The organism is Streptomyces jeddahensis, from assembly GCF_001642995.1.
Lineage (GTDB): Bacteria > Actinomycetota > Actinomycetes > Streptomycetales > Streptomycetaceae > Streptomyces > Streptomyces jeddahensis.
On the sequence record NZ_LOHS01000061.1, the window covers coordinates 73509 to 94419 of the forward strand.

Genomic DNA, 20911 nt, shown 5'->3' on the forward strand with positions numbered 1-20911 from the left:
AAGGCCAGACCTACTCCTCGCTCAACTCAACTCCCTGGGCGACCTGCCGCAGCGCAACGCCCAGTTGAGTGGTCCGTTCTGCTGAACTCAGACTGCGTGAGCATGGCCTTGAGGCGGCGCCTACCGACCCAGGGGCCAGCTGTCTCCCTACCGTGCGCGTATGGCCACAACAACGAAAACCATGAGCCTGGCCGCCTGCGGCGGCTGCCTGGCTCTGCTCACCGCCGCGCTCGGCGGGACCGCCGCCGCCGACACTGTCTCGATCGGCAACCCCGTAGACGGCAGCAACGGATTCGGTGTCGTCACGGAAGGTGACGCCGTGCTGGGCAGTACCGAGAGCGAGGGGCCAGTCGCCATCGGGGGCGATCTGAGCTTCGGCTCCGGCTACAACGTCGCCTTGCACACCCCGGGTTCGTTCACAGCTCCGGGCGACGCGCAGCCGACAGCGCTCCTGGTCGGTGGTCGCGTCGACTACGCCGCCAGCGATCCGACGGGGGTGCTGAGGGTGCTGCAGAACGGCTACGTGAAGATCGGCGACATGACCGGGAGCCAGGTCATGAACACTGACGCCAACGGCGCCGAGGTCAACACGCACATCGGCCGCACCGGAGGCGGCTACGCCGCCATTCCGCACATCGAGTTGACCACCCGCGAGCCCGCCGCAGCGGTCGGCCCCGCTGACCTGATGGACTTCCCTTCCCTCTTCTCCACCTTTCGCGACCGTGCCGACACCATGGCCGCATGCGCGAACAACGTCACCCTCCTGGACGGCAACGAAAACCCGCTGCCCGACCAGCAGACAGTGGCACCCGGTTCCAACGTCAAGATCGCACTGACCCCGGGCGAGACGAATGTCCTCCACGTCACAGGTGAGACGCTCAACAACATCGCCAACCTCACCTTCCTCGACCAGCCGTCCGCCGACACCCCGTTCCTCGTCGTCGTGGACACCACCGCCACCGGCGGCACCTTCACCTGGCACACGCCCAACCTGGCCGGCGTGTCCGGTGTCAACGCCCCGTACATGCTGTGGGACTTCCCCGATGCCACGGACATCACGATCGCCGACGGCGACACCCTCGACGGCACCATCTACGCGCCGCGCGCGAACCTGACCGACCTGGATCCCACCAACATCCAGGGCGACATCATCGCCAAGACGCTCACCGCGGGTCCCACGGCCGGGTCGGGCGGTCCTGTGAACGCCGGCGAGATCCACTACTTTCCGTTCGCCGCCAACCTGCGGTGCGACGACAGCGGCGCGTCGCCGTCGCCGTCGGACATTCCCTCTCCGTCTCCTAGCGACAGCCCCGCTCCGCCTCCTAGCGACAGCCCCTCCCCGTCGCCCTCGGACAGTCGTCCACCCAGCCCCACGCCGCAGCCGCCCACTCCCGCTCCTGCACCGAGCCACGCCGGCCCCCACCTCCCTGACACGGGCGCCAGCGCTATGCACATCGCGGCCACAGTGGCGGCCCTGTTGGTCACATGTGGGGCTTGGCTGGCTGTGCGGGCGGGACGGCAGCGCAGCAGGAGGAGCTAGACCATGACGCCTCCGTCGCCGTGGCCGGGGGAGTGGAGTCGATGACCCGGGCGCCGTACGTGCTGCCCAAGTCAGACAAGCCGTTCCCGGCCGGGCACACCGAGCTGTACTCCACCACCCGGCGTATCGCCGCCACCGGCGTGTCGGCCATCGATCCGCACTACTCCGGTCTGGCCCCCGTCGAGGCCGTCAACCGCGCACTCGGCAAGGCGGGCAAGACCTTCGCCGACCTCGACGTGCTCGAACTGAACGAGGCGTTCGCCGCCCAGGTCCTCGGCTGCGTGGCCGAGTGGCCCGAGTTCGACCCCGCGATCCTCAACCCGCAGGGCGGCGCGATCGCCCTCGGCCACCCCCTGGGCGCCTCCGGCGCCCGCCTCGCCGGCACCGTCGCCCACCAGCTCGCCGCCAAGGGCTCCGGCACCGGCGTCGCAACCCTGTCCATCGGCGTCGGCCAGGGCCTCGCGCTCGTCCTCGAACGCTGAGACCTCGCCACACGGGTGCCGGACCTCGTTTGCTCGAGCGTGCTCAGGACGTGGCGCGGGCAAAGCGGAGGGACGCGGTGACAGTGGTGCGGCCGCGCATCATGCCCAGCTGGTTCCAGTCCATGCCGAACTGCTCCCGCTCCACGGTGAACTCCGTCGTGAGCGTGACCGCGTCGGCGCTCGCCTCGGTGAGCTGCGCCGTGAAGGACAGCGGACGGCTGATGCCCCGCACGGTCACCTGACCGGCAACCGGGACCGTCTTGTCCCCTCCGGCCGTCGCGCTGCGCACCACGAAGGTGATTTCGGGGTGCCGGTCCGCGTCGAAGAAGTCGGCGGATCGCAGGTGCGTGTCGCGCTTGGCGTTCTTGGTGTCCAGGGAGGCGGCGGCCAGGGTGATCGAACCGCTGGCGGAACCGTCGGAGCCGACCTCGCCTCCGCCGCTGAGACCGGTGAAGGTGCCCTTCACGGTGACCAGGCCCCACATCGTCTTGTGCCGCACACCCACCGTGGAGCGGGCGGGATCGAGCTGCCAGGTACCGGTTTCGATTGCCACGGTCATGAAGTCCTCCTGAGGGGATTGCGTGGGGTCAGCAGGTGCAGGGGAGGCGTCGCCCCCCAGTCGTCCAAATCTGGATGACCGCAGGCTAGTCGATACTCCAAAATTGGACAACAGGTAGACTGGGACGCCATGGCTGACTCTCCCGACCTCGCCGACCTGCCCGAACGTGATGCGGCAGGCGAGTCCGCGTTGCTGCCCCCCGAACTGCGCGCATGGATGGGGCTGCTAGCTGCGGCGGGTGCGATCGAGCAGCAACTGCGTTCACGTGTGAAGGAGACGCTCGGCGTCTCTCACGACGAGTTCCTGGTGCTGTGCCTCCTGGCCGACGGGCCCGCCACCGGCCTGCGCATGACACAGATCGCCGAGCGCCTCGGCCGCCCCAAGACCCGGCTCACCTACCAGGTGGCCTGCCTTCAGCACGCAGGGCTGATAACCCGCAGCACCGCGTGCGGCGACCGGCGCGGCGTCCAGGTCACGCTCACCGACAAGGCGCGGCGACTCCTCCGGGAAGCCTCCGGGGCGCTGGCCGAAGCCGTCACCCAGGCCGTCAACGGGCTGGAGGGCCCGCATGACTGCGCGCTGATGCGCAGCCTGCTGCCGAATTCGGCGGACGCCGAGGACACCGCGTAGATACGCCCTGGTCCCCTGGTGTGAGCCGGAGTCGATCTCCTGCCCCTGGCACTCCTGGGGTCGTGGAGCGTGGGCGTCCCGCCCTGGGCGAGTGCAAAGTAATTGAAACGTTAACCGAGCGCCTCGTGGTGCCACGCATTGCGATGGCGGAACGTTTCTGCATAGCTGTGGTCACGTCCGTGAACGCGCACCAACCCCCCACGAGGGGGAAGTCCGTTGAACCACACGCGGTCCTCGTCCAACAGAGCCACCACTGCCGACGCCGCCTCTCCCGCCGCCTCCGGAACCATGCCGGCCGACAAGCTGGCTTGGGGACATCCACGCCGCCACGGAGGTGCTCGCACGGCTCGTGGACAACGCTGTACGCCATGGCCTGCCTCTCTCACGCACAGGTCAGCGGATCAGGGTCCTGCTGGCCGTCACGGAGATGCGTGAGCTCGTCATCGACGTCGAGGACCGTTTCTAGAGACTGAGCGGGAGTGAGTCCTGGTGCCAGGACTCGTGCTCAGCCGTGTGCCCCGAACGGTTGTGGGCACACTGGTCCCCCGCTTTCGCTCCGCATCCAGCGCCGACGGATCGTGTCCGTGGTCCGGGAATGCGGGGGCGGGTTTCCTCACGCCCCGGGAGATCCGATGCGGCCTGGACGGTCCGATGCCCCACCGCATCGCTCCGGTGCTGTGGGGGCGGTGCCGTCCGTCGCCGGATCGGGCATCCCAGAGCGCGCCTGCCGATCGCCACGGCGGCAGCGTCGTGGCGCGTGGTGTGGCGTGTCTTCGTGGTCAGGGGCTTTTGCCAGTGCTGGGCGCCCCACCGGCTGGTGTAGGCGGGATCGACGGCGACGATGGTGACGCCGAGCTCGGCGGCCATCGACACCAGCCTGCTGCGCAGCTTCGAGGTGGGCATGCCGGAGATGAGCGTGCGGAACCGCTTGCGCCGCCCGTGCTTCTCCCGGGTCTTGTCCGCAGCAAAGTCCAGGTCTTCGATCGCGACGGCCAGGCCGTGGCGCTTGGCCCAGTGCAGCAGGCGGATCAAGGCATGCCGCACCTGCGCATCCCGATGCCGTGCGCTGCCGGTGAGGTCGTAGCCGAACCGGCGGGGCCCACCGACGGGGTTGCCGTGAGCGTCCAGTCGCCAGGCGGCCAAGTGGTCGGCGTTCATGTCCACCCCGACCACCCCACCGGACCGGGCCGCCTCCACAGGCACGTTCCTGACCGGCGGGATCTGCCAGGAGGCGGTCAGGTACCAGCGCCCGCGGACGGTGTCGTAGTGGATGCGGTAGGCCACGGCGCGGTTCGCTGCGACGCGGTCGGCCCACTGCTCGCCCCGGTGGCGGAAGCTGACCCGGCAGGCCAGCACGTACCGGCCGTGGGGCGCGTTCGCCAGCGCGGCCAGCGACGCCGGAAGCTTGATGCTCACCTCCCCGTCCAGGCTGACGCGGATGGTCTCGTTCCCGTACCGCTTCCCGGACTCGCCATCGGCCTTAAGGAACCAGCGCTCGGTCTCCCACCGCACACGCCACCCGGCCTCGGTCAGCTGGGCGGCTTGGAGGTGGTGCCGGGTGCGCAGCAGCTTCTTTCCGCCGCGTACCACCCGCACGCGTCCGGCCTCATGGTCGGCACGTTCCCGCTCCAGCCGGTCTTCGAGCAGGTGCAGGCGGCGGGACTTGGCAAACCACTCCTGCTTCGAGCGGTAACCACCCGGCGAGCCCTTGGAACCCTTCGCCCCGACCGGCAGTGACAGCCGCTGCGCGATCGTACGAACACCGGCCTCAAGGGACTGGATATGCGCGAGCTGACCGCGCCGGGCCAGCGCCCACTGGTCATGTGTGGCCTTGGTGATGCTGCCCGCCCAGCGTGAGGAGGACTCCCCGGTCACAGCCCGCTTGCGCTGCGCCCACTGATCACTGTCGTGATCCAGCCCCGCCGCGCAGCGGGCCTTCAGGTCGCGGGAGGCCAGACAGCCGAGCAGGCCACCGACCAGGCGCAGGACCTCTCGTCTTGCCCGGTCAGGCCCTTCATGCTGCCGCGGATCGCCACCCCGGACGGGCTGGGCACCACGAACGGCGCCGCCACCTCGCGCAGCCCGGCCATCCCCCACCCCTGCCCGATCACGAAGAACCCATCACCGCACCCAACGAACACCTCCCGCGAAGGTCACGCATTCGACACAAGAACTCCCGTTCCCAACGCCCGTCGCGCGGCGTCGATGCTCACTCATACACACCAGAACGCGCGCCCAAGTACTGTCAACCGGCAGCAGCTCCCAACCCCGCCTTCCCTGCCTTCGCCGAGGCGCTCCAGGGCGAGCGGGGTCGCGGCCTGAGGGAGGTTCAGAGGCTCAACGCCTACGTGACATGGTTCCAGCGCCCGGACGCCGGCACACCATGAGTCCCGGGCCGGTGGAGCCATGCCCCTCACCGCTGTGGGGTCCACGGCGCATCACGCCCCAGCCGACGCGCACGTCGGGGCGGCCTCTTCGCCAGGCGGGCTCATTCGGCCGTCCAGGCCCGCGCTGCTGAATCAGTCATCCATCCAGATGTTGACTTTCGGCTCATCAATCCAGAAGATGCCCCGTGTGACCCCCTCTGAGCATGGGCTCGCCCGTCCGGGCCTTCCGACCGACCTGGACGAGGCCGTCCACCGCTGCCTCGTCGCGGGGTTCGACGGCACCATGACCGTCCCCGACACCCTGAAGCGGCTCATCGACCGCGGTCTCGGCGGCGTCATCCTGTTCACGCGGAACGTGCGCGACGCGGAACAGGTCCGCCGGCTCACCGACACGCTGCGGGCGTTCCGCCCGGACGTGCTGGTGGCCATCGACAACGAGGGCGGCGGCATCGGTCACCTGGTGGGCGCGGGCGCGCCCGAGGTACCCGGCTCCTGGGCCCTCGGCGTCGTCGACGACACCCGGCTCACCGCCCGGTGCGCCGACGCGCTGGCCGGACACCTGGCCTCGCTCGGAATCACCGCCTCCTACGCCCCGGTCGCGGACCTGCAGCACCAGCCGCGCAACCCGATCGTGCGCACCCGTTCCTTCGGCGCCGACCCCGACCTGGTCTCCCGCCACCTGCGTGCCTGGATCACCGCCACCGAGGCGCGCGGGATCGCCTCCTGCGCCAAGCACTTCCCGGGCCACGGCGGCACCGTCACCGACAGCCACCATGAGACGGCGGTCGACCCGCGGCCGTATGACGAGCTCGACCTCGGCCCCTTCCGGGCCGCCGTCGCGGCGGGTGTGCCGATGCTGATGAGCGCGCACGTCGTCTTCCCGGCGCTCGACCCGGACCGGCCCGCCACGCTCAGCCCCCGCATCCTGAGCGGCCTGCTCCGCGATGAACTCGGCTTCGACGGCGTCCTGGTCAGCGACGCCCTGGAGATGAAGGCGATCGCCGATCGCTACGGCGAGGCGGCCGGCGCGCGGCTCGCACTCGCCGCGGGCGCCGACCAGGTCATCGTCGCCGTCCCGGACCTGGGCACCACGCTCGCCTGCCGGGACGCGGTGTGCGAGGCGCTCGGCAGCGGTGCCCTGCCGGCGGAGCGCGTGGCGCGGGCCGCGGCACGGGTGCGCCGCCTGGCCGAGCGGTACGCGACTCCGGCGGCCGCCGTCGCCGACTGGGACGGCGCGGCCGGGCTGGAGGCCGCGCGCCTGGCGGTGCGGAGCCGCCCCGGCCCTGGGCCCGTACGGGGCGCCCACGTCGTCGACCTGTTCCCGCCGCCGCACCCCGCGCTCAACTGGGGCGGCGAGGACCTGCTGACCGAACTGGGCGCCGTCGACCCCACGGCCACCGGTACGACGGTCGCCGGGCAGCCGGACGACCCCGCGGCCCTCGCTGCCGCCGTCCTGCGCCGGGCCAAGGGTGTGCCCCTGGTCGTCGCCACGTACGACGCCGGGCTTCACCCCTGGCAGGTGCACGTGCGGGACACCCTGCTGGCCGCGCGGCCGGACGCGGTACGGGTGTCCACCGGGATGCCGGAGGACCGGGACGTCCTGTGCTCGTACGGACGCGGCCGCGCGAACCTGCGGGCGCTGGCGGAGGCCCTGACCGGGGCGTGACCCCGGTCAGAACGCCCCGGTTCAGAACGGTCGTACGACCTCAGTGATTCCCCGTGCCGTCAGGTACGCGGTGTCCTCCGCCCGTCCGGCCAGGACGACCGCAGGGCGTGCGCCCTCCGCGCGCAGCCGCATCCAGGCCTCGAAGAAGGCGCCGCCCGGACCGGACGCCGAGCGGGTGGCGGGCGTGCAGTCCAGGAGCAGGGCCGTCTCGCGCGGTGACACGGACGGCGGCTTGGCCCGCAGGTCGGCCACCGTGCCGGCGACGGCGTCCGCGATCGGCTTGGCGCGGCCCGCCGAGTCGAACAGGCCCAGGGTGTACTCGAGTTCGGGGTAGTCGGCCAGCGAGCGGTCCACGTCGTGGGAGCACCACCAGGTCACGCCCCACAGCCCTGTGCATCCGGCCGCGTTCAGCAGTGTCGCGCGGGCGAACTCCGGGGCGTCGGCCGCCGGGATGTGCGGCTCGGGCGCTCCGGTCTCCTGGACCCAGACCGGGCGGGCGGGGTCGTCGGCGTAGGCCTTGGCGAGCTCCGTGCCGTACTCGGCGAGGTGCAGCACCTGCGGGGAGCGGGGGCCGTAGCGCCGCGCGCAGTCGCCCGAGAACACCCAGGGGTGGACGGTCGTCAGGTCGCCCTTGCGCGCGGACGCCTCGGGCGTGAAGGGATGGTCGTCGCCGTACCAGGCGGCGTCGTAGGCGGAGTGCGTGGCGAGCTGGCCCTGGCGCAGGCACTCGCGGGCCGCGGACAGCAGCGTGTCGAGGTAGTGGTCCACCTCGTCCACCGTCACCGGGTTGTGTTCGACCAGGTTGTTGAGCTCGTTGCCGAGCTGGAGCCCGATGAGGTTGGGGCGGCCGGCGAGGGCGCGACCGAGCGTACGCAGCAGATCCGCCTGCGCCTCGATCGCCTCGGGGTCCGTGAACACGTTGCGGTGGTGCCAGCTGCGGGTCCACTCCGGGTAGAAGTCGAAGCTGGACAGATGGCCCTGTACGCCGTCCACGAGGACGTCGAGACCGGCCTCGGCCGCCAGGTCGACCAGCTGCGCCAGCTGGTCCACCGCGGTGGTGCGGATGAGGGTGCGGTTGGGCTGCAGGAGCGGCCAGAGGTGGAAGACCCGGACGTGGTCGAGGCCGAGCCCGGCGATCTGCGCCAGGTCCTCGCGCGCGTGCCCCGCGTCGAAGTCGTGCCAGGCGTGGAACCAGCCGCGGCGGGGGGTGTAGTTGACGCCGAACCGCAGTGCGGCACCGGCGGACAGGTGCGGACTACTGATGGGGTCCTCCTCGAAAGCGGGCGCGACGAAGGGGCCTCTCTGAGACGGACGGAGCGGCGGACGCGCAGACGCGCGGCCACGGTCACCGGTCGGCCCTTGCCTCCTGCGAATGTATCAACCACCATGGCCGCCAATGAATAGTGATTTCAACCAGGGCTATGTGGTCGGTGTGGACGCCGGCGGCACCCGCACGCGTGCCGTCCTGGCGGACGCACGCGACGGCCGGCCACGGACCGAGGGCGCCGCCGGGCCCGGCAACGCCCTGACCGTCCCGGTGCCCGAGCTCACCGACCACCTCGCCGAGGCCATCGGCCACGCCGTGCCGGAACCGCTGCGCGGCCGGGTGGTGGCGGTGGCGGGCGGATTCGCAGGGGCCTCACGGACCGCCGCCGACGAACCCGGCCGACTGAGGGCGCACTCAGCCCTCTCCGCCGCACTGCAAAGGCTGGGCATCGCCGCCGGGGCGGTCGAGATCTGCAGCGACATCGAGGCGGCGTTCGCCTCAGCGCCCGGCCACCCCGCCGACGGCCTCGCGCTGGTTGCCGGCACCGGCGCGGTCGCGGCCCGCATCACCGGACGCGTGTGCACGGCCACCGCGGGCGGCGACGGCTGGCTGCTCGGCGACGACGGCAGCGGCTTCTGGATCGGCCGTGACGCGGTCCGCGCGGCACTGCGCTCGGCAGACGGCCGCGGCGGCCCCACAGCGCTGGCCGCCTCGGTCGGGCGGGCACTGGGCCTGCCGGGCGACGTGCTGCCGTACGACGACGCGGCGTGGACCCGAGCGCAGCGCGAGGCCTATCGCATGCACCTGCTCCCCGCCGTCATGGCCCAGCAGCCGATCCGGCTCGCCCGGCTCGCGCCCCTGGCGGCCGATGCCGCCCGGAACAAGGACCCGGTCGCTGAGGCGATCCTCGCGGAGGCCACCGGCCACCTCGTCGACACCGTCCGCGCCCTCGACCCGCGCGCCGGTGAGCGGATCGTCGCCACCGGCGGCCTGCTCGGCCCGGACGGCCCGCTGACGCCCCTCCTGACCGACCGTCTGCGCCCCCTCGGGCTGGACCTCGACTGGGTGGCCGACGGCTCCCGGGGCGCCGTGGCACTCGCGCGCCTGGCCCTCTGACCGAACCGCACGAACTCGTCCTCACGAAAGGGACCGGCCGCATGCCGATTCCAGAACCCATGGCCGCCGTGGCCGACCAGCCGCCCTCCGGCGAGGACAGCCGCCCCCTCTACCGGGACCCGGCCGCCCCTGTCGACGCCCGCGTCCGCGACCTGCTCTCCCGTATGACCCTGAAGGAGAAGGTGGGTCAGCTCAACCAGCGGATGTACGGCTGGAAGGCCTACCGCCGCACTCCGGACGGCTTCGAGCTGACCGACGCGCTGTACGCCGAGACGGAGCGCTTCGCCGGACTCGGCGCCCTGTACGGGCTGTTCCGCGCCGACGCCTGGTCGGGAGTCGACCACACCACCGGAGCCGGGGCGGCGGACAGCGCCGCGCTGGCCGACATGGTGCAGCGCCACGTCATGGAGCGCAGCCGGCTCGGCATCCCGGTGCTCTTCGTCGAGGAGGTGCCGCACGGCCACATGGCACTGGACGGGACGGTCCTTCCCGTCAACCTGGCCGTCGGCGCCACCTGGGACCCGGCCCTGTACGAACGCGCCGCCGCCCACGCAGCCGCCGAACTGCGGGCCCGCGGCGGCCATGTCGCCCTCGTCTCCGCACTGGACATCGTCCGCGATCCGCGCTGGGGCCGTACCGAGGAGTGCTTCGGTGAGGACCCGCACCTGGCGGCCCGGCTCACCGAGGCGCTCGTCCACGGAATGCAGGGCCAACCCGCCGGACCGCACGAGCTCTTCGCCGACGACAAGGCCCCCGTCGTCCTCAAGCACTTCGCCGGGCAGGGTGCCACCATCGGCGGCCGCAACTCCGCCGAGTCCGAACTCGGCCTCCGGGAACTCCACGAGATCCACCTCCCCGCCGCGCGTGCCGGAGTCCGCGCCGGAGCCGCCGCCGTCATGGCCGCGTACAACGAGGTCGACGGACAGCCGTGCTCCGGCAACCGGGCTCTGCTCCACGAACTGCTCCGCCGCCGCTGGGGTTTCGAGGGTCTGGTCATGGCGGACGGCCTGGCCGTCGACCGGCTGGCCCGGATCAGCGGCGACACGGTCTCCGCGGGAGCCCTGGCCCTGAACTCGGGTGTCGACCTCAGCCTGTGGGACGAGGGGTTCACCCGTCTCGAGGAGGCCGTCGAGCGCGGTCTCGTACGCGACGGCGCGCTCGATGCCGCCGTGGCCCGCGTCCTGACCCTGAAGTTCCGTCTCGGCCTCTTCGAACGACCGTATGCCGCGGACCGGCTGACCACCCCGGCGCCCCCTGCCGCCCATGGCAGGGAACTGAGCACCGCCCTCGCGCGGAGCGCGGTGACTCTCCTCCACGACGAAGGCCGCGTACTGCCCGTCTCTTCCAACGTCTCCCGCATCGCCGTCCTGGGCCCACACGCCGCCACCACCGCCCACCAGCTCGGCGACTACACGGCCCCGCAACACCCCGGCACCGGCACCAGCGTGCTCGACGCGCTGCGCCGTCTCGCCCCGCCGGGCGTCGACATCCGCCATGCCCGCGGCTGCGCGCTCACCGGCGGTGACCTCTCCGGCATCCCGGACGCGGTCGCGGCGGCCGGCGCATCCGACCTCGCCGTGCTCGTCCTGGGCGGCAGCAGCGCCCGTACGCCCGAGACGGGCTTCGCCGCCAACGGTGCTGCTCTCCAAGGCGTTTCCGAGATGACCTGCGGAGAGGGCGTCGATCTCGCCGGACTGCGGCTCGGTGAGGCCCAGTACGCGCTGCTGGACGCGGTCACGGCGACGGGTACGCCCACGGTGGTGGTCCTGGTGCAGGGCCGCCCGCACGCCGTCCCGGAGGCGGCGGAGCGTGCGGCGGCGCTGCTGACCGCCTGGTATCCCGGCCCCTGGGGCGGCGAGGCGATCGCCGAGGTGCTGCTCGGCCACGCGGATCCGGTGGGCAGGCTGCCCGTCTCCATCCCGCGTTCGGCCGGGCAGCTGCCGGTCTACTACAACCACAAGGACACCGAGTACGGGAACTACGTGGACGCCGGCGCACGGCCGCTGTACTCCTTCGGGCACGGACTGTCGTACACGCGTTTCGCTTACGGAGTGCCGCGCCTGTCGCACGACACGGCCGCCGCGGCAGGGCTGAACACCGGTGCGGAAGCGCCGACATGCGATGTGGAGGTGGCCAACACGGGGACACGGCACGGCCGGACCATCGTCCAGGTGTACGTCCGGCGGCTCACGACCCCCGTGTGGCCGCGGACCCTCGAGCTGCGGGCCTTCCGGAGCGTGGACCTCGCCCCCGGAGAATGGCGCACGGTCTCCATCGCGCTGGGCCGTGACGAACTCGCACAGGTGAGCGGGGACTTGGAAACGGCCGTCCTGCCGGGCACGGTGGAGATCCGAGTGGCCGAGTCGTCCTCGGCCGCGCTCGGCGCCGTACCGGCCGTTCTGCGCATCACCGGGTGATACGCAGAACGGCCGGTACGGCCCGGCTCAGAACTTCACCGCCCCCGACGCGACGCCCTTGTAGAACCACCGCTGCGTGATGACGAACAGCACCAGCACCGGAATGAGCGAGATCACCGACCCGGCCATCACCACCCGCTGGTCGTAGCCGAACGACGACGTCTGCAGCCGGGCCAGTCCCAGCGTGAGAGTGAGGTTCTCCTCGGAGCGCAGCACGATCAGCGGCCACAGGAAATCGTCCCAGGCGGCGATGAAGGTGTTGATGGCGACGACCGACATCGAACCCAGGGCGCTGGGCAGGTACAGGTACCGGAAGCGCTGCCATTCCCCGGCCCCGTCGAGCATGGCCGAGTCCTCGATCTCCCGGGGAACGGCGAGGAACGCGGCGCGCATGACGAGGACGTTGATGGCGCCGACGAAGCCCGGCAGCCACACGCCGACCAGGCTGTCGACCAGTCCCAGGTCCCGGACGCTCAGGAAGAGCGACACCATGATCGCTTCGAACGGGAACATCATCGAGGCGATCAGCAGCAGCCAGACCCCTTTCGCGCCCCGCCACGCCGGCTTGGAGAGCATGTAGCCGGCCATGGTGGAGAACAGCAGCTGGCTGACGAGCGACAGCACCACCACGATCATGCTGTTCCCGATGTACGTCGCCACCGGCACCTGGTCGAAGACCTGCTCGTACGCCCGCAGCGTCGGGTGCTGCGGCAGGAGGGAGGCGTCTGCGCCGAAGACGTCCTCCGTCGTCGACTTCAGCGAGGTCAGGAACTGCCACAGCAGCGGACCGACGGTGATCGCCAGCACGAACAGCAGCAGGAGGTAGCGGACCACGAGCTCGCGGGGGCGTCCGTAGTCCCGCCAGCGAAAGCGCCGCCGCGCGGGCCGCGGAGCGGCCGGGGTGCCGGTGGCCGCCGGAGTGCTCGTGGTCATTCCTCATCCCCTCTGGTGAGGCGCTGCGCCAGCAGCGTGAGGCCCAGGGTCAGTACGAAGAGGGCGACGCTGACCGCGGCGCCGTACCCGGCGTTGCCGCTCAGCGGATCGAGTCCGACGTCGCGGATGTAGAAGGGCAGGGTGCGGGCCTGGCCGCCGGGGCCGCCGGTGGGGCTGCCGAGCATGTAGATCTCGGTGAACACCCGCAGCGAGCCGATGCCCGTCAACACGCCGACCAGCAGCATCGTCTGCCGCACGCCCGGCACGGTGACGTGCCAGAAGCGCCGGACCGGGCCCGCGCCGTCCATGGCCGCCGCCTCGTGCAGGTCCTTCGAGACGTTTCCCAGCGCGGCGAGGTAGAAGATCATGTACCAGCCGAGCCCCTTCCACAGCGTCAGACCCATCGCGGACAGCAGGATCAGCCACGAATCGGACAGGAAGGGGATCGCGTCTCTGATCAGATGCGCCTTCTCCAGCCAGGTGTTGATCAGTCCGTCGTCCTTGAGCAGCCACTGCCAGCTCAGTCCGACGACCACGCTGGAGGCGATCACCGGCGTGTAGAAGGCGGACCGGAAGAACCCGATGCCCGGCAGCTGCTTCTCCACCAGCACGGCGAGCAGCAGCGGCAGCAGCACCATCAGCGGCACCACGATCAGCGCGTACAGCAGACTGTTGCGGGTGGCCAGCCAGAAGTCGTCGTCGCCGAGCATGCGGGTGTAGTTGGACAGCCCCACGAAGTGCGCCACTCCGCCGAGCGGCTTGGCGTCGGTGAACGACAGCACCAGGGTGTTGAGGAACGGGAACACACCGAAGCCCGCCGCGCACACGATGGCGGGAAGGGTCCACAGCCAGGGCAGCCACCAGCGGCGGTACAGGGCCGCGCCGTTGGCGTCCCCTGTGGGGCCGGGCCGCAGCGCCCGGCCCAGATGCCGCAGACGGCCCCGGGCCGGGCCCGGTACGGCGCTGCTCGCCGTACCGGGCCCGGCCGTCGGCTTCGCGATCTGCGTCACCACGGTCAGCCGCCCTGCTTCAGCAGTTCGTTGGCCTTCTCCTGGGCGTCCTTCACCGCCTGTGCAGGGCTCTTCTTGCCCTGCATGGCCAGCTGCACCTCGGCCACGATCGCGTTCCGCTGCGGGTCGGAGAGGACGACCTCGTCGGCGGTGGCGGTCTTCAGCTGCTCGGCGACCACCTTACGGGCCTCGGCGAAGGGGTCGTTGCCCTTCACCGTGGTGAAGAACGGGTCATCCAGCGACTCGGTGGTGGTCGGGAAGATCACCACGTTCGGGTCCTTGCACCAGGCCGTCTGGTTCTCCGCATTGGTGAGGAACTTCGCGAACGCCAGCGCGGTGGGCGCGTTCTTGCTGGTCGCGGCCGTCCCGATGTACTGCGGGGCGCCGGTGGTGTGGCCGAGCTTGTCGAACGGGTACTGGCCGACGCCGGTCTTCTTGTAGACCGACGGGCTGTTCTGCTTCACGAAGCGCACGAAGCTGGGGTTCGTCGATCCGTAGGCCACCTGGCCGTTGCTGTAGGGGGTCGAGGGGTCGTCGCTGGACGACAGCGAGTCCTTCGGCATCGCGCCGCCCTGGTACAGCTTCTTCATCCAGGCGACCCACTCGGTGGTCCTGGGGTCGTCGGCGAAGACGAAGGACTTGCCGTCGTCGGAGTACACCTTGATGTCCATCTGCTGCCAGTCGGCGGGTATGCGCCAGAGCGGGTTGGCCATCGTCGCGAAGTACTTGCCCTTGGCCGACTTGGCGATCTTCTCGTAGTCCTCGAACAGCCCGAAGATGGTCGTCGGCGGCTTCTCCGGGTCGATCCCGGCCTTCTCCAGCATCTCGGTGTTGTACGTCAGGTTGATTCCGCCGGTGTACCAGGGCAGCACGGAGTGGATGTCGGCGCCCGAGGGGTCCTTCAGGGTGCTCGAGTCCCAGAACGCCTTCACGAAGGGCTTCCCCGCCTCGGGGTCCTTCTCGTCCAGGTTGAGCAGGTAGCCGGCCTTGGTGAGGGCGGTGGCGGTGACCTTGTTCAGGTTGATCACGTCGGGCAGCTCGCACGCCTGGGCGTTCGCGACGTTCCTCTCCGAGAACTTGGCGTCGCCCGGGTCGTCGATCCACTTGACGGAGGTGCCGGGGTACTTCTTCTCGAACGCGTCGATCACCCCGTTGAAGAAGTCCCCGAAGTCCTTCTTCAAGTTGGTGGTCTGGAAGGTGATCTTGCCCTTGACGTCGCCCGTGAGCTTGCCGGAGCCGACGTTCTGCTGGTCGACCTTGCAGCCGCCGGCGGTGGCCTCGCCGTCCTCGGAGTCACCTCCGGAAAGGCCGCAGCCGGCGGCGGTCAGCGTCAGGACGATGAGCCCGGCCACGGATGCGGTCAGTCTTCTTGCGCGCATTGCTGCCCTCCTGCGGAGTGCGGGCCCCGGCCCTCCGCCCCCTACGGTGGTGGCGCGGGTGACCCTCGATAGCTGGTTCAATTAACCAACTTGAAGTTCGATTGATGAAAAGGTGGACCAAAATTCATCGGAGGTCAATGGTCTGCCGTGTTGCTTTTGGGTTCCGGAATCCACACCGCCTGGCCGCGGTGAGAACTCTGGTGGGTGCGGTCAGTGCCGGTGCTCGTGGTCCTGGTGAGAGGGGTCGCCGGGGTGCTCGTACCCGACGGCGTACACCACGCCGGCGCGTGCCCGGTCGAGCCAGGCGAAGAAGGCGCGCCGGCCCGCCGCCCTGCGCAGATCGCGCTCGATGCCCTCACGTACCTGCGCGTACGGCAGGAAGTCGGCTGGTGCCCGACCGCCGGCGTCCTTGGGCGCGAAGGGGTCGACACCTCGCCGCAGGGCCGCCTGGCTCAGGAAGCGGTCCGGATTGCGGTCGTAGTAGTCGCGTACCGCCGCATCGGGGATGACCTGGCTCCCCTCCAAGTGCGCGAGCAGGGCACGCGCGGCGGGGGAGTACGCGAGCACGGTCGCGACGATGCTGCCCATGTCGGCGACGTCGGCCGCCTGGATGGTGAGGATGCGGGGCGGCACGGCGTCATCCGATACCGCTTCAACAGATGCGGCCTCGTCCTCGTAAAGCAGGCGAGGTGCCAGGCCGTGCTGGGCGCAGGCACGGCGGGCCAGTTCGTCCGCGACGACCACCTGGGTCGCCCAGCGGCGCCGCTGCCGCTCGGCGCGGGCCAGGGCCTCGGGACGCGTGGCGCCCTCGCGCAGGGGTACGGCATGAAGCAGCCGGTCCACCCGCTCCGTGGCAATGGCCTCGCCGTGCACCAGTGCGGCCGCTGTGCCAGGCACCCGCGTGGCCGCCTCGGCGTGCGGGGACGCAGACGCGCCGCCGGGCGGTCGGACCACGGCCGGATGCACATGGCTGTGCCCGTGACCGCTCACGGCGTCACCTCCAGCGGAACAGCCTCGGTGTAGGCGACACTTCCGTGCCAGGCGATCTTCGCCATCAGCCAGTACGAACCCGGGGGCACCGCATCGCCGTCGACCTCGACGGTGATTTCCGACTGCTCCCCGGCAGCCACGGAGAAGCCCTGACAGGACGGAGCGATCCCCGGCCAGGTGCCCCAGGGCGACACCGCCCACAGCGTGCCGCTGATCGGACCGCGGGTGGTGTTCCGCACGGTCACCGGAACCCGGACCGTCTCACCGCTGCGCACGCTGACCCGCTCCGCTGCGAGCCGGGAGACCAGCGTGGGCCCGTAACGCCCGTCCGGTTCGCCCTCCAGGGCGGCGCCCGGCACGTCGAGGGCCACGACGTCCTCGTACGTCTGACCGCCGTACTCCAGCCGCGCGGCGAGCCAGTACCGACCGGGTACGGCGTCGGATGCGGGCGTCACCGTGACCTCGGCCGAGGTGAACCCGCCCGGGCCCAGGGCGTACGGAAGTTCCGCGGGCTCGGCGGACCAGCCGCGCGGCACCCGCACGGTCACGGTGCCCGACACCGCGGCGTCGGTGAGCTCCGAGCCGACCCGGACCGTCGCGGTGACGGGTCCGGAGACGGTGAGCGCGGTCGGTGAGACATACACCGCCACGGGCATGTTGCCGCGCGGGGCGGGGCCGGAGTTGTGGAGCCAGTAGCGGGTGAGGACTGGTTGCGCGGGTTCGTACGCGGCGATGCCGGGGCCCGTGGCGGCGGCAGCTTCGGACGCCTCGCCGGGGATGGCCACGACTGCGCCGCCTTCGCCGGTCTCGCCGGGCGTGGCCAGATCCGTGGCGTCCGCGTTTCTCTCGCCAAGGGTGGCCACGACCGTGCCGTCCCCGCGCGTCTCGCCAGGCGTGGCCACGACAGTGCCGTCCCCGTCCGTCTCGCCAGGCGTGGCCAGCACCGTGGCCACCTCGAAGCCGGTCAGGTCGGCGGCGAGAGTTCCGGCCTCCCCCGGAGTCAGCGGTGCCCCCGGCCTCTCCAGGACGTCGGCGCGGGCCCCGGCCGTCCAGGCCCGCGGGCCGCGCAGCCGGGCCCGGACCGGTCGGCCGGACACCTCGTGCATCCGTACGACGACCCCGCGCGCCGGATCCGCCGGTGTCACGCTGCCCCGGGCGAGCGGTGAGCCGAGCGGTTTGAGGGCGTCGAGCAGTACCCCGCCCGCGGGCTCGAGCCCCAGGAGGGTCGCCTTCCTCGGCAGTGCGGGCCCGTCCGAGGAATCCCTCAGCCGTGCGGTCAGCGGATGGTTGAACGCGTGCCCGGCCTGCGGCAGTCGCAGCTCCCGCCAGTCGCCCTCGCCCGCGACCACTGCGTACTCGAACGTGTGGGACCAGCGCTGGAGTTGGAAGGCCGACCCGTCGGGAGCCGTACGGCGCGGCGGATCGACCCAGATGCCGGACGGCCAGCCGGTGCAGGAGCGCATCAGCGACATGTAGAGGTCGCCGGAGACGGTGACCACGCAGCCGGGCGTACCGCGGTTGAGGACGGCGAAGCTGCGCCCGTCCCAGGCGTCGCCCGGCGGCAGGGCTTCGCCGCCGCCCGCGGCCGTGGCCCGCAGGGTTGCCGTGGCGTCGAGGTCGGCGATCAGCGCGTCGACCGCCTTCGCGTCGTCCTCGGGGCGGTTGCCCGCCACCACCAGGAGCGGCAGCCGCTCGAGGTCGCGGAGATCGGCCCCGGGCACCCACTCCTCGCGCAGTCCGGCGCGCGGCGCGACCCAGACGGCCGCCACGCCCGACTCGGCCAGCTGCCGGCGCAGCTCGCGCCCGGCGGCAGGGTCCCAGCCGAGCGCCTCGGCGACCACGGAGTTGCGGTCGGGGGCGCCCACGGCGATGCGGATGTCCGGGAGATTGGAGTCGACTTCGAGGTCGCCGTAGCGGGGGCCTCCTGCGATGGTCGAGGTCGCGGTGACGCCCGCGCGGACGAGGGCGGCCGCGAGCGGGGCGCCGAGTTCACCGGCGTCGTCCCAGGATGCGTACACGAGCTCGGCCACGCCGATCGACCGGTGGCCGAGGACGGCGCCGGAGTCGTCGCGGACCGCAACCCGCGCGGTGGACCCCAGCCCGAACCACGTGTTCGCCGGGTTGTCCAGAGTCCACGGGAACTGCTCGCTGTCCACCTCCACGAACCCGAAACCGCGCCCGATCACCGCGTCGGCCACCTCGTGCACCGGCAGCCCGCCCCGCACGTCCGAGGGCCAGCGGACCCGGATGAGGCGGTCGGCGCCGTCGTACCCGTCGATCGTGGTGGACACGTCCAGGCGGTCCACGCCCGTCCACAGCGTCAGCCGCTGCGTGTACCGGAACAGGCCGAGATCGCCGCGCACGGTGATCCGCGATCCGGCAGGCGAGTGCTCGACCTCGATGTCGGCCCGCGTGTCGCGGCTCCGGGCGGCCGTGGTGCCGGTCGGGGTGAGGTGCCAGGGGCCCTCGCCGAAGCGCGGATGCCGCGGGTACTCCTCCTGCACGACGAGCTCGTTGCCGATGTCGCCGGCGCGCAGCAGCTCCCGGCCGCCCTCGGCGAGGGCGCGCAGGCTGCTGACAGCACCGCCGCGCGCGGGGTCGACCGTCACTTCGTAGAACGCGTTGCGGATGGTGGTGCCCTCGCCCTTGGTCCACTCCGGCACGGAACCCTCGGCGAGCGGCAGCGCCTTGAGGCCGATGCCGGGCACCTCCGGTACGACGACCCGGAGTTCGCCGTCCTCGCGTACGGCGGGCAGCGGCAGACCGGTGTCGTCCAGCGGGACCAGGCCCAGATCGGCGACCGTCAGCACGTCCCGCCGCTCCCAGGTCGCGGAGTTGAAGACGACCAGGTCGGAGGCGCCGCCGGGCAGCGGCGCGACCTGCCGGGCGAGGGCATCGGTGGCGTCCGCGTGCACGGCATCGGCCAGGTCGTACAGCTCCCGCCAGCCCGTCAGCAGGTCGATGTAGACCTGGTCGGACTCCGAGCCGGTGATCGCGTCGTGGTGGGCTCCGTAGATCAGCTGCCGCCAGGCCTTGTCGAGGGCCGCGTCCGGATACGGCTGCCCCGTGACGAGCGAGGCGAGCGTCGCCCAGGCCTCGGCGTCGGCGAGCAGCGTCTCGCCGTACCGCTGGGCCTGCTTGGTGTCGATGTAGGAGACGTCCTTGCCGGTGTAGACCGGGTTCATGTCCCGGGTCTGCGGGGACGCCTTGCGGCCCTCCGCGTCGAGTTGGGCGCGCACGGCGGCGAAGAAGTCCCGCGGGACGGCGCTGATGAAGCGCGGCCAGACGTAGCGGGCGTTCCAGTCGCGGTGGATGTCCATCACCCAGCGGCACGGCGGCGCATAGTCCCCGCCGACCGGGAGCAGCACATTGCGGGTGAGCGCGACCTGCTTGAGCCCCTTGAACAGCTTGTACGCGGCCGCCTCCGCCTCGGGCAGCGTCGGCGCGTTGTCGATCGCCCAGCCCGCGCCGTAGTGGTTCACCATGTAGGCGGTCAGCAGGCCGCGCCCCGAGGGGGCGATCCAGTCGAACTCCGCCGGGAACTGCATGCGCTTCGGATCCCGCGGCTCCTCGCCGAACACGGACAGCGTCGGCCCCCACTGGTGGAACGGCCCGCGCGCCCACGAGCTGGAGCTGACTCCCGCGTCCGCCATCAGCCCGGGGAACTGCGGGTCGTGCCCGAAGGCGTCCAGCTGCCAGGCCGTCTCCGGCGAAGCGCCCATGATCCCGCGCTGGAAGCCGTCGCCGTACAGGGCGTTGCGTACGGTGGCCTCGGCGCCGGTGAGATTGGTGTTGGGCTCGTTGTAGGTGCCCCCCATGATCTCGACGCGGCCGGTGCGGATCAGCTGGCGCAGGAAGGCGCGCTCCTCCGGGAAGGCGTCCCAGTACGGCTTGAGGTAGTCGACCTCCGCGAGCACGAAGGTGTACGCCGGGTCACGGCGGGCCAGGTCGCAGTGGGCCCTGACCAGGCTCATGCCGGACTGGCCGCGCGAGTCGAAGGTACGGGCGGGCAGGCCGGTGGTGGCCGGATCGTCAGCGACGTCCCAGGTCTCGGTGTACGCGGCCTGCGTGTTCCACCAGACGGGGTCGTAGTGGAAGTGGCTGACCATGAACATGGTCCAGCCCGGCTCGGCCGCTGTGAAGGCGGCGGTGCGGCGCGCCACCTGGGCCGGGTCATCGGTGTCCTGGGCGGTGACGGTGATGTGCGTGCCGTCGCCGGGGGCGAGGTCGCCGGTCACGGGTATCTCGGCGCGTACGGTGCCTTCCTCGCCCGTGGTGGCGATCGTCTCGCCGGCGTTGCGGACGCCCGGGCCCTCGACGGTGAGGCGGACCGTCCGGCCGGGGATGTGACTCAGCTCGACGGCCACCACCTGGTGCGGCTGCTCGGCGGTTCCGACGAAGAGCTCGGTCGACTCGACAGAGGTGACGCGCATGGGGCTCCTACGAGGTGCTCGGCGGTGCCCCATCCTGACATCGTCGGGATGATTCAAACAACCATCTTCGTGCTTCTTCGGTGGTTCATCCATGCACTCTCA

Annotated in this window: 12 protein-coding genes and 2 pseudogenes; 6 read left to right on the forward strand and 8 right to left on the reverse strand. The window is 71.4% G+C overall.

Annotation, left to right across the window (positions count from 1 at the left end):
• The first annotated feature begins 160 nt into the window (after positions 1 to 160).
• Together STSP_RS10155 and STSP_RS10160 are read left to right on the forward strand one after the other, a co-directional pair.
• A complete protein-coding gene (locus tag STSP_RS10155; RefSeq protein ID WP_067275006.1) occupies positions 161 to 1540 on the forward strand; it encodes a choice-of-anchor A family protein in 1380 nt (459 codons plus the stop codon).
• Between the two features lie 5 nt (positions 1541 to 1545).
• A pseudogene (locus STSP_RS10160) lies at positions 1546 to 2022 on the forward strand (hypothetical protein); the annotation flags it as partial.
• 43 nt (positions 2023 to 2065) lie between these two features.
• On the opposite strand, the gene STSP_RS10165 reads toward STSP_RS10160, so the two are convergent.
• A complete protein-coding gene (locus tag STSP_RS10165) occupies positions 2066 to 2581 on the reverse strand; it encodes a YceI family protein (protein WP_067275019.1) in 516 nt (171 codons plus the stop codon).
• A 129-nt stretch (positions 2582 to 2710) separates the two neighbouring features.
• Here STSP_RS10165 and STSP_RS10170 point away from each other — a divergent pair, with 129 nt between their 5' ends.
• The gene (locus tag STSP_RS10170) at positions 2711 to 3211 is read left to right on the forward strand and encodes a MarR family winged helix-turn-helix transcriptional regulator (RefSeq protein WP_067275023.1); all 501 of its coding nucleotides are present in this window, start codon (positions 2711 to 2713) and stop codon (positions 3209 to 3211) included.
• Between the two features lie 462 nt (positions 3212 to 3673).
• On the opposite strand, the pseudogene STSP_RS10175 reads toward STSP_RS10170, so the two are convergent.
• Positions 3674 to 5301: pseudogene (locus tag STSP_RS10175) on the reverse strand (IS200/IS605 family accessory protein TnpB-related protein).
• A gap of 475 nt (positions 5302 to 5776) precedes the next feature.
• Here STSP_RS10175 and STSP_RS10180 point away from each other — a divergent pair.
• On the forward strand, positions 5777 to 7264 hold the full coding sequence (locus STSP_RS10180) for a glycoside hydrolase family 3 N-terminal domain-containing protein (protein WP_107441254.1): 1488 nt from the start codon (positions 5777 to 5779) through the stop codon (positions 7262 to 7264).
• Positions 7265 to 7285: 21 nt separating this feature from the next.
• Here STSP_RS10180 and STSP_RS10185 read toward each other — a convergent pair whose 3' ends face one another.
• Entirely contained in the window at positions 7286 to 8527 is a 1242-nt protein-coding gene (locus tag STSP_RS10185) for a glycoside hydrolase 5 family protein (protein WP_067275028.1), read from the reverse strand.
• A 133-nt stretch (positions 8528 to 8660) separates the two neighbouring features.
• Between STSP_RS10185 and STSP_RS10190 the strand changes: the two genes are divergently transcribed.
• Positions 8661 to 9647: an N-acetylglucosamine kinase gene (locus STSP_RS10190; RefSeq protein ID WP_067275031.1), complete on the forward strand. Its 987-nt coding sequence runs from the start codon at positions 8661 to 8663 to the stop codon at positions 9645 to 9647.
• A gap of 59 nt (positions 9648 to 9706) precedes the next feature.
• Complete coding sequence (locus STSP_RS10195) at positions 9707 to 12064, forward strand: glycoside hydrolase family 3 N-terminal domain-containing protein (RefSeq protein ID WP_067275034.1); 2358 nt, start codon at positions 9707 to 9709, stop codon at positions 12062 to 12064.
• Between the two features lie 27 nt (positions 12065 to 12091).
• Here STSP_RS10195 and STSP_RS10200 read toward each other — a convergent pair whose 3' ends face one another.
• From STSP_RS10200 to STSP_RS10220, 5 genes are all read right to left on the reverse strand, one after another.
• Complete coding sequence (locus tag STSP_RS10200; RefSeq protein ID WP_067275039.1) at positions 12092 to 12997, reverse strand: carbohydrate ABC transporter permease; 906 nt, start codon at positions 12995 to 12997, stop codon at positions 12092 to 12094.
• Complete coding sequence (locus tag STSP_RS10205) at positions 12994 to 14007, reverse strand: carbohydrate ABC transporter permease (RefSeq protein ID WP_067275209.1); 1014 nt, start codon at positions 14005 to 14007, stop codon at positions 12994 to 12996. The genes STSP_RS10200 and STSP_RS10205 overlap by 4 nt, the downstream gene beginning before the upstream one ends.
• A 5-nt stretch (positions 14008 to 14012) precedes the next feature.
• On the reverse strand, positions 14013 to 15386 hold the full coding sequence (locus tag STSP_RS10210) for an ABC transporter substrate-binding protein (protein ID WP_067275040.1): 1374 nt from the start codon (positions 15384 to 15386) through the stop codon (positions 14013 to 14015).
• Positions 15387 to 15596: 210 nt separating this feature from the next.
• Positions 15597 to 16376: a malonyl CoA-ACP transacylase gene (locus STSP_RS10215; RefSeq protein WP_067275042.1), complete on the reverse strand. Its 780-nt coding sequence runs from the start codon at positions 16374 to 16376 to the stop codon at positions 15597 to 15599.
• Positions 16373 to 20809 carry a glycoside hydrolase family 38 N-terminal domain-containing protein gene (locus STSP_RS10220; protein ID WP_067275044.1) on the reverse strand — a complete coding sequence of 1479 codons (4437 nt, stop codon included), beginning with the start codon at positions 20807 to 20809 and terminating at the stop codon, positions 16373 to 16375. The genes STSP_RS10215 and STSP_RS10220 overlap by 4 nt, the downstream gene beginning before the upstream one ends.
• Positions 20810 to 20911 lie beyond the last annotated feature (102 nt).